This window comes from Pseudarthrobacter sp. B4EP4b (assembly GCF_006680095.1).
In the GTDB taxonomy this organism is placed as follows: domain Bacteria; phylum Actinomycetota; class Actinomycetes; order Actinomycetales; family Micrococcaceae; genus Arthrobacter.
This window is the reverse complement of the sequence record NZ_VHIJ01000029.1, coordinates 89,985-104,301: the sequence shown is the minus strand read 5'-3', so window position 1 is coordinate 104,301 and position 14,317 is coordinate 89,985. Positions and strand designations below refer to the sequence as shown.

The 14,317-nt window shown below is 66.2% G+C and carries 12 protein-coding genes and 1 tRNA gene; 2 read left to right on the top strand and 11 right to left on the bottom strand.

Annotation, left to right across the window (positions count from 1 at the left end):
• The 7 genes from FNL14_RS10575 to FNL14_RS10545 all read right to left on the bottom strand — a co-directional run.
• The coding region (locus tag FNL14_RS10575) for a bacterial proteasome activator family protein (protein ID WP_142059849.1) at positions 1-579 on the bottom strand (579 nt) is incomplete at its 3' end.
• 98 nt (positions 580-677) lie between these two features.
• Positions 678-881 carry a YbdD/YjiX family protein gene (locus FNL14_RS10570; RefSeq protein WP_091422215.1) on the bottom strand — a complete coding sequence of 68 codons (204 nt, stop codon included), beginning with the start codon at positions 879-881 and terminating at the stop codon, positions 678-680.
• Positions 881-3,181 (bottom strand): carbon starvation CstA family protein, encoded by a 2,301-nt coding sequence (locus FNL14_RS10565; RefSeq protein WP_142059847.1) that lies wholly within the window; start codon positions 3,179-3,181, stop codon positions 881-883. The genes FNL14_RS10570 and FNL14_RS10565 overlap by 1 nt, the downstream gene beginning before the upstream one ends.
• A 272-nt stretch (positions 3,182-3,453) precedes the next feature.
• Complete coding sequence (locus FNL14_RS10560; protein WP_255470785.1) at positions 3,454-6,267, bottom strand: ABC transporter permease; 2,814 nt, start codon at positions 6,265-6,267, stop codon at positions 3,454-3,456.
• A gap of 47 nt (positions 6,268-6,314) precedes the next feature.
• On the bottom strand, positions 6,315-7,052 hold the full coding sequence (locus FNL14_RS10555; RefSeq protein WP_091422206.1) for an ABC transporter ATP-binding protein: 738 nt from the start codon (positions 7,050-7,052) through the stop codon (positions 6,315-6,317).
• A complete protein-coding gene (locus FNL14_RS10550) occupies positions 7,049-7,657 on the bottom strand; it encodes a PadR family transcriptional regulator (protein WP_091422203.1) in 609 nt (202 codons plus the stop codon). The genes FNL14_RS10555 and FNL14_RS10550 overlap by 4 nt, the downstream gene beginning before the upstream one ends.
• A 136-nt stretch (positions 7,658-7,793) precedes the next feature.
• Positions 7,794-8,777, bottom strand: coding sequence for an NAD(P)H-quinone oxidoreductase (locus FNL14_RS10545; protein WP_142059843.1), 984 nt, complete (start codon positions 8,775-8,777; stop codon positions 7,794-7,796).
• 108 nt (positions 8,778-8,885) lie between these two features.
• Between FNL14_RS10545 and FNL14_RS10540 the strand changes: the two genes are divergently transcribed.
• Together FNL14_RS10540 and FNL14_RS10535 are read left to right on the top strand one after the other, a co-directional pair.
• A tRNA-Ser gene (locus tag FNL14_RS10540) sits at positions 8,886-8,973 on the top strand.
• A 184-nt stretch (positions 8,974-9,157) separates the two neighbouring features.
• Entirely contained in the window at positions 9,158-9,937 is a 780-nt protein-coding gene (locus FNL14_RS10535) for a VOC family protein (protein WP_142059840.1), read from the top strand.
• Positions 9,938-10,082: 145 nt separating this feature from the next.
• Here the strand turns inward: FNL14_RS10535 and FNL14_RS10530 are convergent, their stop codons facing one another.
• The 4 genes from FNL14_RS10530 to FNL14_RS10515 are packed head-to-tail and all read right to left on the bottom strand — an operon-like array spanning position 10,083 to position 13,934.
• Entirely contained in the window at positions 10,083-11,006 is a 924-nt protein-coding gene (locus FNL14_RS10530; RefSeq protein ID WP_142059838.1) for a TauD/TfdA family dioxygenase, read from the bottom strand.
• A gap of 50 nt (positions 11,007-11,056) precedes the next feature.
• Positions 11,057-11,956, bottom strand: coding sequence for an ABC transporter permease (locus tag FNL14_RS10525; RefSeq protein WP_142059836.1), 900 nt, complete (start codon positions 11,954-11,956; stop codon positions 11,057-11,059).
• Positions 11,956-12,852 carry an ABC transporter ATP-binding protein gene (locus tag FNL14_RS10520; RefSeq protein WP_142059834.1) on the bottom strand — a complete coding sequence of 299 codons (897 nt, stop codon included), beginning with the start codon at positions 12,850-12,852 and terminating at the stop codon, positions 11,956-11,958. Before FNL14_RS10520 ends, FNL14_RS10525 begins: the two co-directional genes overlap by 1 nt.
• 2 nt (positions 12,853-12,854) lie before the next feature.
• Positions 12,855-13,934, bottom strand: a complete 1,080-nt coding sequence (locus tag FNL14_RS10515) for an ABC transporter substrate-binding protein (RefSeq protein ID WP_142059833.1) — start codon at positions 13,932-13,934, stop codon at positions 12,855-12,857.
• Positions 13,935-14,317: the final 383 nt, after the last annotated feature.

Here is a 14,317-nt window from a genome sequence, read left to right as displayed (position 1 = left end):
GCCTGGAGCGGCGGGCCGGGGGCCGGCGGGGGCACGCTGCGGCTCGCCGTTTTCCCCGATCACCACACCGGGCGCGATCACCGTGCCAGGCGGGAGCTGCCGGAGCTGCAACTGCGCCGCGGCGTGTTCGCGGGCGGCGTGCTGTGCTGCGATGGCTGTCTGGATGCCGTGGAACAGCCCTTCGAGCCAGCCCACCAGCTGGGCCTGCGCTATCCGCAGTTCAGCGTCGGAGGGGGTGGCGTCGTCAGAGAACGGCAGGCTGATCCGGTCGAGTTCCTCCACCAGTTCAGGCGCCAGCCCGTCCTCGAGCTCCTTGATGGAGCGCTCGTGGATTTCGGCGAGCCTTCCCCGTGCGGCGTCGTCCAGCGGGGCGGACTTCACCTCCTCCAGGAGCTGCCTGATCATTGTGCCGATCCGCATCACCTTGGCCGGTTCATCAACCAGGTCCTGCAGGTTGCTGCCTTTGGGTTTGCTGCCGTTTTCCGGCACGGCCGGCGCTGGCGCCGGCTGGCTGTCATCGATGGTGGTGCCCTCTACCGGGAGGTCCTCAGGTGCCTGAGTGTCGTTCGGATCGCTCATGCGTTCATACTCTCATGAGCGATCCGCCCGGGGTCCACTCCATGAACTCCGCTGACACGCTGTCCGCTATGGGCTCAATCATCCGTTGCAGGACCCAATCAGCAGCACCGGCCCTGCGGATTGGAGTCCTGCCGGTCCGTCCGGTCCCGCCAGAACTCCCGCTCGCTCAGCGGCGGCGTGTTGTGCCCTGAGGCCTGGTGGTGCTCCAGATACTTGGTGTAGGCGTCCGCCCCCAGGACACCGCCGAGGTAGCGCGCGAACCCGCGGAAGCCGCGGGTGACGGCAGCCAGTCCGGTGCTCATCAGTGGTGTCCTGCCCGCTCGAACCTCAGCTCGGCCGGGACCTTGTCCCATTCAGCCATCAGCTCCCGCTCGGCGGGTGTGGGAATCAGCCCGGCGGGGGCAAAGACGCGCGAAGGCCTGGCGGGATCCTCGTTGTCCTTCACGGCTGTCCCGTGTGCGCGGCTCCGGAACGCATTCACGGTGGCGAGCAACGCCGTCGCGATCACGACGATGCTGAGCACCACAAAGATGACTGAAAGCCAGCCCTGGATAGCGGTATTGCGCACCACAGCTTCCATGGCTGCCACCGATTTAGCCGTGCCAAATTCGGTCTTCCCGTCCGCGAGCGCCTTGCTGAAGGCGGCGTTGTTGGCGAAGTACCCCACCGCCGGGGTGGGCGAGAAGATCTTCTGGTAGCTGGCGGTAATGGTGACCACCGCTGCGAAGGCCAGCGGCAAGGCCACGATCCAGAGGTACTTGAAGGTGCCCTGCTTGGCCACGATGGCCAGGCAAACAGCCAGGGCGATGGCGGCCAGCAACTGGTTGGCGATGCCGAACAGCGGGAACAGCGTGTTGATGCCGCCCAGCGGATCAGTCACGCCCATCAGCAGCACCGCACCCCAGGCACCCACCATGACCGCCGTGCAGAGCCAGGCGCCGGGCCGCCAGGACGCTTCCTTGAACTTGGGAACAAAGTTGCCGATGGAATCCTGGAGCATGAACCGGGCAACGCGCGTTCCGGCGTCAACAGCGGTGAGGATGAAGAGGGCTTCAAACATGATGGCGAAGTGGTACCAGAACGCCATCATGGCCGTGCCGCCGATGAACTGCTGCATGATGTGGGCGAGTCCCACGGCCAGTGTGGGTGCGCCGCCGGTGCGGGAGACGATACTTTCCTCGCCCACGTTCGCGGCGGTCTCCGAGAGCAGGTTCGGGCTGAGGTTGACGCCGGACAGGCCGAGGCTGTTGACCCATGTGGCGGCCGTTTCGACGGTTCCGCCGGTCAGGGCCGCGGGCGAGTTCATGGCGAAGTAGAGGCCGCGGTCAATCGAGATTGCTGCCAGCAGGGCCATGATGGCGACGAAGGACTCCATCAGCATGCCGCCATAACCGATGAAGCGGGTCTGCCGTTCCTTTTCCACCAGCTTGGGGGTGGTGCCCGAGGAGATCAGCGCATGGAAGCCGGACAGGGCTCCGCAGGCGATGGTCACGAACAGGAACGGGAACAGCGCGCCGGGGAACACGGGGCCGTTCTCCCTGCTGGCGAATTCGCTGAACGCCGGAACGGTAATCTCCGGGCGGACCACAATGATGGCCAGCGCGAGCATCACGATCACGCCGATCTTCATAAACGTGGACAGGTAGTCCCGGGGGGCCAGAAGCAGCCAGACCGGCAGGATCGCCGCGATGAAGCCGTAAACAATGAGGCCCCAGGCGATGGTCACCCGGTCCAGGGTGAAGATGTCCACGCCCCACTGGGTCTGAGCCACCATGCCGCCCCCGATAATGGCCGCCATCAGCAGGACAAACCCGATCAGCGAAACTTCCATCACCTTGCCCGGCCGCAGGAACCGGAGGTAGACGCCCATAAACAGCGCGATGGGGATGGTCATGCCAACGGAGAAGACGCCCCACGGGCTTTCGGCCAGGGCGTTGACCACCACCAGGGCGAGGATGGCCACGATGATGACCATGATGAGCAGGGTGGCCACCAGGGCAGCGGTGCCGCCGATGACGCCGAGTTCCTCGCGCGCCATCTGTCCCAGCGAGCGCCCGCCGCGCCGCATCGAGAAGAACATCACCAGGTAGTCCTGCACTGCGCCTGCAAGCACGACGCCGATGATGATCCAGATAGTGCCGGGCAGGTAGCCCATCTGGGCGGCAAGGACCGGGCCCACCAGGGGGCCCGCGCCGGCGATGGCGGCAAAGTGGTGGCCGAACAGGACGTTCCGGTCCGTGCGCACGTAGTCCTTGCCGTCCGCCTTGTATTCAGCGGGGGTGGCCCGGCGGTCATCAGGCCTGGTGATGTATCGCTCGATGACCTTGGAGTAGAAGCGGTATCCGATCAGGTACGTACAAACAGAAGCAAAAACGAACCAGATGGCGTTGACTGTCTCGCCGCGTATGATCGCGAGCATAAACCAGGCCACGCCGCCCAGCAGGGCAATCGCTGCCCAGAGGGCAACTTTTCCGGGCGTCCATTTCTTCTCTTCCGCCTCGCGGACGGTCTCGTCAATTGCCGACGGCGGTAGTGAGGTATCGGTGGCGACCGCACCTTCCCCCCGGGTTGCGCTCCGTCGATGATCCGGTGTTCCGGCCATGTCTCCTCCTTGAGATTCGTCCCCATCTGCTGACAGGCACCCTACCAACGGGGAGCTTGGACCGGACTGTGTTTTGCCGTGATCAGGACCAGCCTGCGCCGAACGGCAGGCACCCGGCGACGAGCGTCGGGCCGCACCGCCGTCGAAGGTGGTGCCGGTCCCTTGCACGGCTGCCCGGAGGGCAGCTCCTCACCCCACGGTAAGCCTGCCGGCGCCAATCAGAAAGACCCCCGCGGGACCAAAGACCCTGTTCAGGTGCGCGGGGGTCCCTTTCAGGTACCCAGCGTGCGCCGTGACGCCGGCAATCGCGCACGGGTGAAGAGCCAGGCCAGCAGGCCGCCGGCCAGGGGCACCGCAAAGACGAGCGCCAGCAGGTGCAGCCAGGGCACCTCGACGGCGGTGCGCAGCTCGGTGGAACCTGCAACGAGCACCGCCGGCAGGGCCCCGGCGATGCTGCCGAGCAGGGTCCCCAGCCCAGCGGTCAGCAGCGCCTGGGAACCGGCAAGGCTCTTCCGCAGGCGGGGCGAGGCACCAATGCCGGCGAGCGTTACATGGTCCGCGCGCGCATCTGCCAGGGAAAGACCTGTGGTGATGCCTGCGGCGCTGAAGGTAATCACGGCGCTGATGGCCACGATGGACCAGGTCATCCATGAGTCGCCCTGGGTGATGCCCGGTTCGGCCCAGAATCCGACGGCGGGCTGCTGGTACACGGCGGCGACGGCCCCGGCTGCAGCGTCCCTCTCACCGGCCGAGGGAAAGCTGTTGAGCTGGACCAGGAGCTCGGCCGGCTCGGGACGCAGGTCCAGTCGCCGGGCCGTCTCCGGCGAAATGACTCCGTAGTAAGGAAGGGCCTGGGCGGGTTCAACCACAATGGCGGGAAGCGTGCTGCTGGTAACCGTCTGATGCATCCGGGAAGGGTCGGCCGGATCCTGGGCCTGCGTGCGCACGTCCTGGCCCTCGAGCACCACCGTCCCGTTCCGAACGAAGACCGGGTTGGTGACCACCATGCCGCCGGCCTCCAGAACTGCCAGGGCCTCAGGTCCGGCCTCGATGCCGAGGACGGCACTGATCTCGTCCGCGCCGCCCACCAGGATGGAACCCTGGGAGCCCGGCGACTGGGCGAGGGAACCCCGGCAACGCCAGTCCTCAGGGTCCGCCACCCTGCGCTCGGGTGTCATCGGGCACTCGTTGCCGGCCGGTCTGGACAGCAAGTACTGCAGACAATTGGAGGTGGCAGTGCGTGCCGGCCCCGACACGTCCGTGCCATTGCCAAAAGCGCAGTTTTGAACGTACCCCGGCGCACTGATGGTCCTGGTCCAGGCAACGTTGCCGGTGGCACCTTCCACGGCGGAAGCGAGTTCAGCCGGATCGACGACAACCGCCGGCTGGGTGCTTCCGTCCGGCAGGAGGGGCTGCTCCAGGGACAGCGGCAGGAAGGCCTGGTTTTCCAGCGCGGTCCATGAATGGTTCTCCCGCATCATTGCCTGCTGGCTGGCCGCAAGGACCAGTGCGGCGCTGGCCAGCGTGGCGGCGGCGAGGACGGCCCCTACCGCCGGCACCGTGCGGCCCCGGTTCCTGGCCGAATCACGGGCAGCCATCCGCAAGGACAACGGCAGCGCACCCGTCCGCGCGGTCAGCAGGGCAACGAGGTATCCGGCCAGGAGCACCAGCGCGGCGACGGCCAGCACGGCGCCCCCAATCAGCAGGGAGGTGACCACCGGCAGTTGCCCGGCCCTCCGGTCCGGATCCCCGGCCGACTCTCCCAGAAGCCAGCCCGCCGCCAGCAGTGCGCCAGCCAAAAGCAGCAGCACGGCGCCGGCTATGGTGGTTCGCTTCGCACTACCGGCGGGTGCCCGCCCCGACTTGAGTGCGACCAGGGCCGCCTGCCTCGCAACTTGGTTGGCCGGGGCCATGGCTGCGAGCAGGCAGCACACCAGTCCCAGGACCATGGCCACTACCGTCAGCAGGACGTCGGGGTGGACGCCGGCAAAGCGGGCCGAACCCATGGAGCGGACCCAGTAAACCACTGCTGCCCCGGACCCGAGCCCCAGGGCGGCCCCGGCGAGAACGGCGATGCTGCCAAGCCAGAGCCCGGCCGATGTCACCACGGAGCGGACGGTGGGGGTGTCGGCTCCGGATGCTGCCAGCAAAGCCAGTTCCCGGACCTGCCTTTTAGCACCGACGGCGAAGGCAGCCCCCGCCAGGAGGCCCACCTCCAGGAGCGCCAGGGCAGCGACCAGGCCGAACGTTGTGTACAGCGCCACAGCTCCCGACGACGATGGTGGCGGCGGGACGCCGTCGACACTGCGCTCGGCCAGGGACGGCGGATTGAGCACCACGCTGCGGGAGAGCACGCTGACACCCTGCCGGTTTGCCGCGAGGATCTGCGGCCAGGTCACCGCTTCGGAGCCAGCCAGGTAGTAGGACATCGAGTGCGGGGATTGCGGCCCCTCGTTGAGGACTGCCTCCGGCACCTGCTCCTGCCCGAGGAAAATGACGGAGTTCCGGTCAGAGGCATCCGCATCGCGGACGGTTCCCACCGGCACGAAGGTACCGGCCGACGTCGTAAATTCCTCGCCGAATCCCAGGCTGAACCGCTCAAGCAGCCCCGGGGACACCAGGGCCTCGCCGGCGGCATGCGGAGCCCTGCCCTCAAGCAGCGTGAATTTCCCGGCGAAGGCAGGATGCAGCGCGTCCACCACCCTGCCCTGCAGTGACACCAGCGCCGCCCCGACCCCGGTTGTCAGGTTGAGCTGCCGGAGCGGCAACACCTCATAGCCCGGCGGAAGAAGGTCCCGGGGATTGGCCGGCTTGAAGTCCGGATCGTAGACGCCGGAGCTGGAAACCACCATGGCGTCGTTGAGCGGGTCCTGGACGGAGTCGGCGTTGGGAGCAGGCAGGGTGCTGAACCGGGCCTGCGTTCCGCCGAGCTCGAACCGGACAATTTCTTCGGGCGTTTTTTGGCTGCTCTGGAACAACGTGGCGGCCCCGGTCATGCCTGCAACAGGAAGCATGATCAGCAGGATGATGAGCAGAGACCGCCCCTTGTGCCTCCTGATGTCCCGGCGGGCCACGCGCAGGGCCACGCGGAAACTGCTTCGTCGCCGAGTCCTCGTGGGAGCGAGATCAAGCATCAGAGCCCTGCCTGGGCCAGGAGCATGGCGGGATCGTGCATGGCCGCTGCCTGGTCCACGATGCGCCCGTCACGCAGGAACACCACCCGGTCTGCCCAGGCTGCATGCCGGGCCTCGTGGGTCACCAGCATCACGGCGGCCCCGGCATCAGCGCGGGCGCGCAAAACTTCCATCACCCCCTGGCCCGTGGTGGAGTCAAGTGCCCCGGTGGGCTCGTCGGCGAGGATCAGCCGGCGCTGTCCCACCACGGCCCGCGCGATGGCCACCCGCTGCTGCTGCCCGCCGGACATCTGGTCCATAAAGCGGTCCGCGAGTTCCGGTATTCCCACCTGCCGCAGGGCATCCAGTGCCTGCCGGCGGGCCCTTTTCCAGGCTGTGCCGTCCAGTTCCAGCGGCAGCGCCACATTCTCGGCCGCCGTGAGGGTGGGCACCAGGTTGAAGTCCTGGAAGACATAGCCCACGGCACGGCGGCGAAGGCGCGCCAGTTCGTTCAGCCCCAGTCCCGCCAGCGGGGTGGATTCCACAAAGACACCGCCCGACGTCGGGCGGTCCAGTCCCCCGGCCAGCGCCAGGAGGGACGACTTGCCGGACCCTGACGGCCCCATCACCGCGACAAACTCGCCCGCCTTGATGGTGAGCTCCACATCGCGGAGGGCGGCGACCGCCGTCGCGCCTTCCCCGAACGTCCTGCTGACCTTCGCGAGTTCCAGGACCTGCTGCGGTCCCTGGACGCTCACCGGCGGCTGTCCGCGTTGAGCGGGGCGGCGTCTTCCGTGACCCCGTTGGACGTTTTGCGTGCCTGGCCCGGCCCGGCGGACTGCGCCTGCTGGACCATCCTGGCCTCACAGAGGTCCAGCCAGCGGACCTCCGCTTCGGTCTGGAAGATCAGGGAATCAAGGACCAGCAACCAGGCAGTATCGCCGGCGCGCTGGTTGGCGGTGGTGTCCCGGCGTGCCTTGGTGTAGTCCTGCAGCGCCCGCATGGACGCGGCACGCTGGGCCTGGATGATGGCCTGGACATCCACACCGGGCAACGTCACGGCGAGCGCAAGCTTGATGGCGAGCTCGTTCCGGGGCGGGTTGTTCCGCTCCACCGGCGCCGCGAACCAGTTATTCACCTCAGCTTTGCCCGCGTCGGTGATGCTGTAGACCACGTGGCCGTCGCCGTCGTCGCCTTCCTTGGTGACCAGGGCGTCGCGTTCCAGCCGGTCCAGCGTGGTGTACACCTGCCCGATGTTCAGTGGCCAGGTGGCACCGGTGCGGCTTTCGAACTCGACCCGCAGCTGGTAGCCGTAGCGCGGCTGGTCCTGCAGCAGGGCGAGGAGGCTGTGGCGGATGGACATGGTGCTCCTTGGTCTGGGCGGCAGTTCGCACGGTCCCCCAATGGCCCGTGCATACCGCGTATAGGCCCGAGCCTAACCGACTAGTTTCGTTTGGGCAATACTCAGTATCTAAACCTAGGGCCCGGACCCCGCCTGCCTAGAGCAGCAGGAGGATTTTGCCTACGTGATCGCCGCTGTCGAAGTAGGCGTGGGCAGCCTGGACCTGCTCCAGCGGGAAGGTTTTGGCCACCAGCGGGCGGATCCGCCCGTCAGTGATCATGGGCCAGACGGCGTCGCGGACGGCGTTCATAATGGCACCCTTTTCCTCGACAGGGCGGGGCCGGAGCGCGGTGGCCACCACGGCGGCGCGCTTCTTCAGCAGCTGGCCCAGGTCCAGTTCACCCTTCGTGCCGCCCTGCAGGCCGATCACCACCAGCCGCCCGTAGTCGGCGAGTGCGTCCACATTTTGGGCGAGGTACTTGGCGCCGACGACGTCGAGGATCACGTCCGCACCGCGCCCGCCGTTCTGCTCGCGGAGGCTCGCAGGGAAATCCTCCTCCGCGTAGTTGATGGCGATGTCCGCGCCGAGGAAAGCCTTCGCCGTTCCCACTTTTTCGTCCGAACCTGCCGTTGTTGCCACCTTGGCGCCCAGCGCCTTGGCCAGCTGGATGGCCATGGTGCCGATCCCGCCGGTGGCGCCGTGGATCAGGACGGTTTCTCCGGGTTGGAGCTGGGCGGTCATCACCAGGTTGGAGTAAACCGTGGCGGCCACCTCCGGCAGGGACGCGGCCGTCACCAGGTCCACGCCGTCCGGAACCCTCAGGACCTGCTCGGCAGGAACGGCCACCTGCTGGGCGTAGCCGCCGCCGGCCAGCAGCGCCACCACCTTGTCACCGAGGGAAAAGGGTTTGCTGACGCCAGTGCCGAATCCGGCTATCCGGCCGGATACCTCGAGGCCGGGAATTTCCGAAGCACCGGGCGGCGGCGGGTAGAAGCCCCTTCTCTGCTGCACGTCCGCCCGGTTCAGGCCGGCGGCGACGACGTCGATCAGCACCTCCCCCGGCCCGGGTACCGGAGCCTCCGTTTCGCGGACCTCCAGGACCTCCGGGCCGCCCGGTTCCGAAATGTAGACGGCTTTCATGGAACACTCCCGTTTCTGACTCAATACTCGCTGCAACCAGTGTGCACCGGACACCTTCTTCGCCTCTGTTTTGTTGCAGGCAAGTGCCTATGAAACACTACTAGTCGAGGAAGGTTGTCCGAGCGGCCGAAGGAGCTAGTCTTGAAAACTAGTGTGCGGTAACCCCGTACCAAGAGTTCGAATCTCTTACCTTCCGCGATTGGGACCCCTGTCCGCCAGCATGCTGGCCGGCAGGGGTCCTTCGTTTTTCCCTGCGGAGCCTGGTGCGGGGCGAACCATTGCCACTGTCAGAGCCTGCGCATAGCCTCGTGGTGTCCCGTCCGGAATTGACGATCGCTCCGGACCGGCCATCAGAGCACCTACCTCACCAGGAGATCCTTATGCCCAGTCCCGACATCAAACCCGGTTCCCCCTGCTGGATTGACCTGATCACCTCGGACGCCACAAAAGCCCGGGAGTTCTATGGCGGACTCTTCGGCTGGGAGTTCCAGTCCGGCGACCAGGAACTTTACGGCGGCTACATCACCGCGTCACGGAACGGAAAGATGGTGGCCGGGATCATGCAGAAGCAGGAGGACCAGGCCGGCTTCCCGGACATGTGGTCCACGTACCTGTGCACTGACGATGCCGCAGCCACTGCAGCTTCGGTGGCCGCAAACGGCGGCCAGGTCCACATGGAGCCCATGGACGTCCCTGCGCAGGGAATCATGGCCATGTTCGGCGACCCTAGCGGGGCGTCGGTGGGTGCGTGGCAGCGCCGGGAGATGCGCGGTTATGAAGTCGCGGGAGAACCCGGGGCGCCCGCCTGGCACGAGCTGCACACCAAGGATTACCAGGGCGCTGTGACGTTCTATGAAAAAGCCTTCGGCTGGCAGACGAGCGTTATGAGTGATGCTCCCGAGTTCCGGTACACCACCCTGGGCTCGGGCGAAACGGCGCAGGCGGGAATCATGGATGCTTCCGGATACCTGCCCGGCGAGGTTCCTTCCCACTGGCAGGTGTACTTCGCCGTTGAGGACACCGACGCCACGGTGGAGCGTGCCCTGGCCATGGGCGGCACACTCCTTGACGGACCGGCGGACAGCGACTTCGGCCGGGTGGCGCAACTTGCCGATCCCACAGGCGGCATGTTCAAGGTGATCTCCAGCCCCTCTGCCTGACACACCGCCCTAAAAATACCGGCCGGAGCTTGCGTTAAGCTACCGGCCGGTATTCTTTTGTGCGATGGCCGGCACATGCTGTTCCGGCCGTCACCCCAAGCACTGACAGCTTCCGCCCTGTAGATCTGGACAAAAGCTCCGGGTTTTAGGGGAGCACCACGGTTTCCGAATATGCGGACGAGTCGCCCTTGATGGCCGTGCTGCTGCGGCCGTCCACACTCACCGGAATATCGCCGGCAATGGTGACCCGGTTCAGCGTGCGCGGCTGGCGGTCGTAGTTGTCCGGGGCGTAATGCTGGGTGATCCGGTTATCAAACAGCACCAGCTGGTCCGGCTCCCAGTTCACCCGCACCACGTTCTCCGGACGCGTGATGTAGGCCTGGAGAATGCGGAGGATGTCCTTGGATTCGGTGTTGGACAGCCCCACGATCCGCAGGCGCTGGGCGAACCCGCCGATGAACAGCCCGCGCTCCCCCGTCAGCGGATGGACGCGCACCACCGGGTGGGCGGTTTCAAAGTGGATCCGGGTGAACTCCTTGCGCCGCTCGTCCGCGTTGGCGTGCTCCAGGTTCTTGGGCACTGAGTAGTCGTAGTCGTTGGTGTGGATGGCCCAGAGGGTGTCGGCGAAGTTCCGCAGCTCGTCGGGCAGGTCATGGTAAGCCCCGGCGGATGACGCGATCAGGGTTTCCCCGCCGTATGCCGGCAAGGTGATGCTGCGCAGGGTGGAGGCCTGCGGAGGGTTCACCACAAACGTGACGTCCGTGTGCCAGTTGTTCGCGCTGCCGTTCTCGCTGTCAACGGGCAGGACCGCCGGCTTGCCGTCCACCGACGCTACGGTGGGGTGTGCCTTGGTGAGCGGGCCGAAGCGGCTGGCGAAGCGGACCTGGTCCTCGTCCGTGCCGATGTTGGCCTCGCGGAACACCAGCGCCTTGTGCGTGTTTAGAGCTTCGCGAATCTGGGCGATCGTGTCGTCACTAAGCTCGGCGCTGAGGTCCAGGCCGCGGATTTCGGCACCGATGCGGGCGCCAAGTTTGGTGAATTCGAGTTTGGTTTCGGTGATGACGGTCATGGTGGTTCCTTGCCTTTCAGTGCGGTTGGTTCAGTTGATTGGGTTGGCGGTCAGTTGCCGGAGCCGACGGCGGTGCGCCAGCGGGAGAAGTGCCGTTCCAGTGCCACGAGCAGGACGTTTACCAGCAGCCCGAGCACGGAGACCGTAAGGATGCCGGCGTACATGTCCGGGATCAGGAAGCTCATTTGGGAATTGACGATCAGATAGCCCAGGCCGGCTTTGGCGCCGACCATCTCCGCGGCGATGAGCACCAAGATGGATGACGTGCCGGCCATCCTGATGCCGGTGAAGATCGTTGGCACGGCGGAGGGCAGGATCACCTTCTGGAAGAGCCGGAAGCTGCCCAGCCCCAGGGACCTGGCGGCCCGGATCAGCAGCGGGTCCACTGTCCGGACACCGGCGATGGTGTTCAGCAGTACCGGGAAGAACGCGGCGTAGGCCACGATGGTGATCTTGGATTCCTCGCCGATGCCCAGCAGCAGGGTGAACACCGGGAGCAGTGCCAGGGTTGCGGTGTTGCGGAAGAGCTCCAGGAGCGGGTTCAGGAACGAGTTCAGCCAGCCGTACCAGGCGATCAGGAGTCCCAAGAGCACGGCGGACACCACTGCGATGGTGAAGCCGGACACCGAGCGGGTCAGGCTTGCCTGGAGGTGGCTCTGCAGCTGCCCGGTATCCACCAGCCGGGCGCCGGCGGCCAGGACTTCATGCAGCGGCGGAAGGAACACCCTGGTGGCCGGGGCGGCCAGGAAAGTAGGGCCGAATTCCCACAAGGCGAGGAACAGCACCACGGCAAGGGACTTCCAGCCCGCCCGTGCGGCGAGGTTTGCCAGGGCAGTGCACCTGGCTGCCGGCGTCGTACGCTGCTCGGGTGTGCCGGGTGATGGTTCCGCAGGGCGGGAAGGGTCGACGGCGGCGGCCGCCGTGTGCGGTTGGGTCAGCAGTGCGCTCATCAGGCAGCGTTCCTTTCAGCGGGCTCTTCGTCGGGTGCGGTGCCGTCCGGAAGGATCTTCCGGTGGCCGGAGTCCTGTGCCAGGCGGACCTCGTCGTGCAGGAGGGACCAGACCTGGTGCCGGTGTTCCACAAAGGCGGGGTGGGAGCGGATGTCCCCGTCGCCGTCCCGGTCTGGGATGTTGATGTCGACAATTTCCTTGAGCCGGCCCGGACGGGCACTGAGCACTGCGACCCGCTGGCCGAGGTAAACGGCCTCATCGATCCCGTGCGTGATGAACACGATGGTTTTGCCCGTGGCTTTCCAGATCCGCAGGAGCTCGTCCTGGAGCTGTTCGCGGGTCTGGGCGTCCAGGGCTGCGAAGGGTTCGTCCATCAGGAGGATGTCCGGCTCATAGGCGAGGCTCCTGGCGATGGCCACTCGCTGCTTCATACCGCCGGACAGTTCGTGCGGATACCGGTCCTCGAACCCGGCCAGGCCCACGAGGTCCAGGAATTCGCTCGCCGTGGCGGCCCGCTCCTTCCTGGACAGCCCGGTGTTCTCCAGCCCTATGGAGACGTTGGCCGATGCCGTGCGCCAGGGAAACAGGGCGTACTGCTGGAAAACGACGGCGCGGTCCTGGCCGGGGCCCGTCACAGGCTTGCCGTCCACCAGTACGGTTCCGGACGTGGGGCTGGAGAGCCCGGCGAGCAGGTCCAGGAGGGTTGTTTTGCCGGAACCGCTGGGGCCCACCAGCGTAAGGAATTCGCCGGCGGCAACGTCGAGGCTGAGATCGGACAGCGCTGTCAGGACGGACGGTTCCGCCGGCCGCCGGCCTGCCTTGCCCTTGCCCTGGCCCTTGGCCTGGCGGACGGCAAACTCCTTGGTCACGTGTTGGAGGCTGATTTTGGGAGTCATCTTTATCCTTTGGAAGTTGCTGCCGGCGCGGAGGTTTCCAGCAGGTTGAACTCGTTGGTGTAGAGCTTTGCGGTGTCCAGGGCGCCGTTGATGATCCCGGCGGACTTCAGGTAGTCCTCCCACCGGGTGAAGTCCTGGTCCTGGATCCGTCCGCCGGGTGAGGCCACACCCACGCTCTTCCAGTACTTCAATGCTTCGGTGCTCTCATTCCGGCCGCGCTTGGCGATGATCTCTTCGAACTTGGCGATCACCTGCTCCCGCGGGGTGGTGCGCTCCCATTCGATGGCCTTGGCCACGCCCGTCACTACGGTGCGGCTGGTTTCGGGGTTCTTCGCGATGAAGTCCTTGCGCAGGACATACTGGCCGGCGTCGAACGGTCCCCCAATGACCCCGACGTCGGTGAACAGGGCCCGGATGCCGCCCTCGGCGAGCGCTCGGTCCTGGAGCACACCGCCCAGGGTGCCCACGTCCACCTGCTTCTTGCGCAGCGCCACCTCGGTTTCGTTCGGCGGCACCACAACGAGTTGCACCTGCTTGATCTCCTCGGGCGTGAGCCCGCTGTTCTTCAGGTAGGTGGTGATGACCGCTTCGTGGTGGGCGCCGAGGGTGTTGACGGCGATCTTCTTGCCGATCAGGTCCCTGGGGGTTTTGATCGGGCTTCCTTCCTCCACGTAATACCCCGTGAAGGTGTCTTTGTCCTCGCCGTAGTAGTTGATGACCGCCTGGACCGGGGCGCCGGCCTCGATCAGCTTGATCACAGCGCCGGTGAAAGCTCCGCCAATATCCGTCTGGTCGGTGGCGACGGACTGGATGCTTTGGGGCCCGCTGGTGGTGTTGCTGACCCATTCGAGCTTGACGTCGCCCAGGTAGCCGAGGTCTTCGGCCACCTCGATGAGCGCAACGCTGTTGGGCGAGCCCTGGTAGCGGACCTTCTTTGTTTCCTGGCCGCTTTGTGCCCCCGGCTGGGCAGTGGCGGGGCCGCCGCATCCGGACAGCGCCAGCATGATAGCCGAGGCGGCAGCGATGGCTGCTGCCACGCCTGCGGCGGGGCGGGGCCGTTTGGGGAAGAGTCCGATTTTCATGGCGCTGTTCTTTCTTCTGTTCATTGGGGACCGGTTCAGTTGGGTCCGGTGCGGTTGGGGATCCGGGCCGGGGTGGCCGTGGGGACAACTAGAACAGGAAAGAATCCGGGGCAGAAGAGGCGGGTTAACCGCAGGAAATCCGGGGAAATTGCAGGACGTGCCGCGTCACGGGACGTTCCATGCGGTTGCCTGCTGACACATTGGGACACGCAACGCCGCATACCGAAATACCGGTTAATGCACGGTAAGGAAACCCGGCCACGCAAGGTCACAGACGGCCACGTGATGTCCCGCCCCGACTTCAGGGCGCAACGAACATTGCATGCGGGCGGCCGGACCCGTGCTGCACGAGAGCCGCGGCGCAAGTCACAGCGGCCGCAACG

Excerpts from the sequence above, each read along its gene's own strand:
- FNL14_RS10535 (WP_142059840.1), top strand. The coding sequence starts at position 9,158 with ATGCCCAGTCCCGACATCAAACCCGGTTCCCCCTGCTGGATTGACCTG.
- FNL14_RS10545 (WP_142059843.1), bottom strand. The coding sequence starts at position 8,777 with ATGAAAGCCGTCTACATTTCGGAACCGGGCGGCCCGGAGGTCCTGGAG.
- FNL14_RS10550 (WP_091422203.1), bottom strand. The coding sequence starts at position 7,657 with ATGTCCATCCGCCACAGCCTCCTCGCCCTGCTGCAGGACCAGCCGCGC.
- FNL14_RS10525 (WP_142059836.1), bottom strand. The coding sequence starts at position 11,956 with ATGAGCGCACTGCTGACCCAACCGCACACGGCGGCCGCCGCCGTCGAC.
- FNL14_RS10515 (WP_142059833.1), bottom strand. The coding sequence starts at position 13,934 with ATGAAAATCGGACTCTTCCCCAAACGGCCCCGCCCCGCCGCAGGCGTG.
- FNL14_RS10530 (WP_142059838.1), bottom strand. The coding sequence starts at position 11,006 with ATGACCGTCATCACCGAAACCAAACTCGAATTCACCAAACTTGGCGCC.
- FNL14_RS10570 (WP_091422215.1), bottom strand. The coding sequence starts at position 881 with ATGAGCACCGGACTGGCTGCCGTCACCCGCGGCTTCCGCGGGTTCGCG.
- FNL14_RS10565 (WP_142059847.1), bottom strand. The coding sequence starts at position 3,181 with ATGGCCGGAACACCGGATCATCGACGGAGCGCAACCCGGGGGGAAGGT.
- FNL14_RS10520 (WP_142059834.1), bottom strand. The coding sequence starts at position 12,852 with ATGACTCCCAAAATCAGCCTCCAACACGTGACCAAGGAGTTTGCCGTC.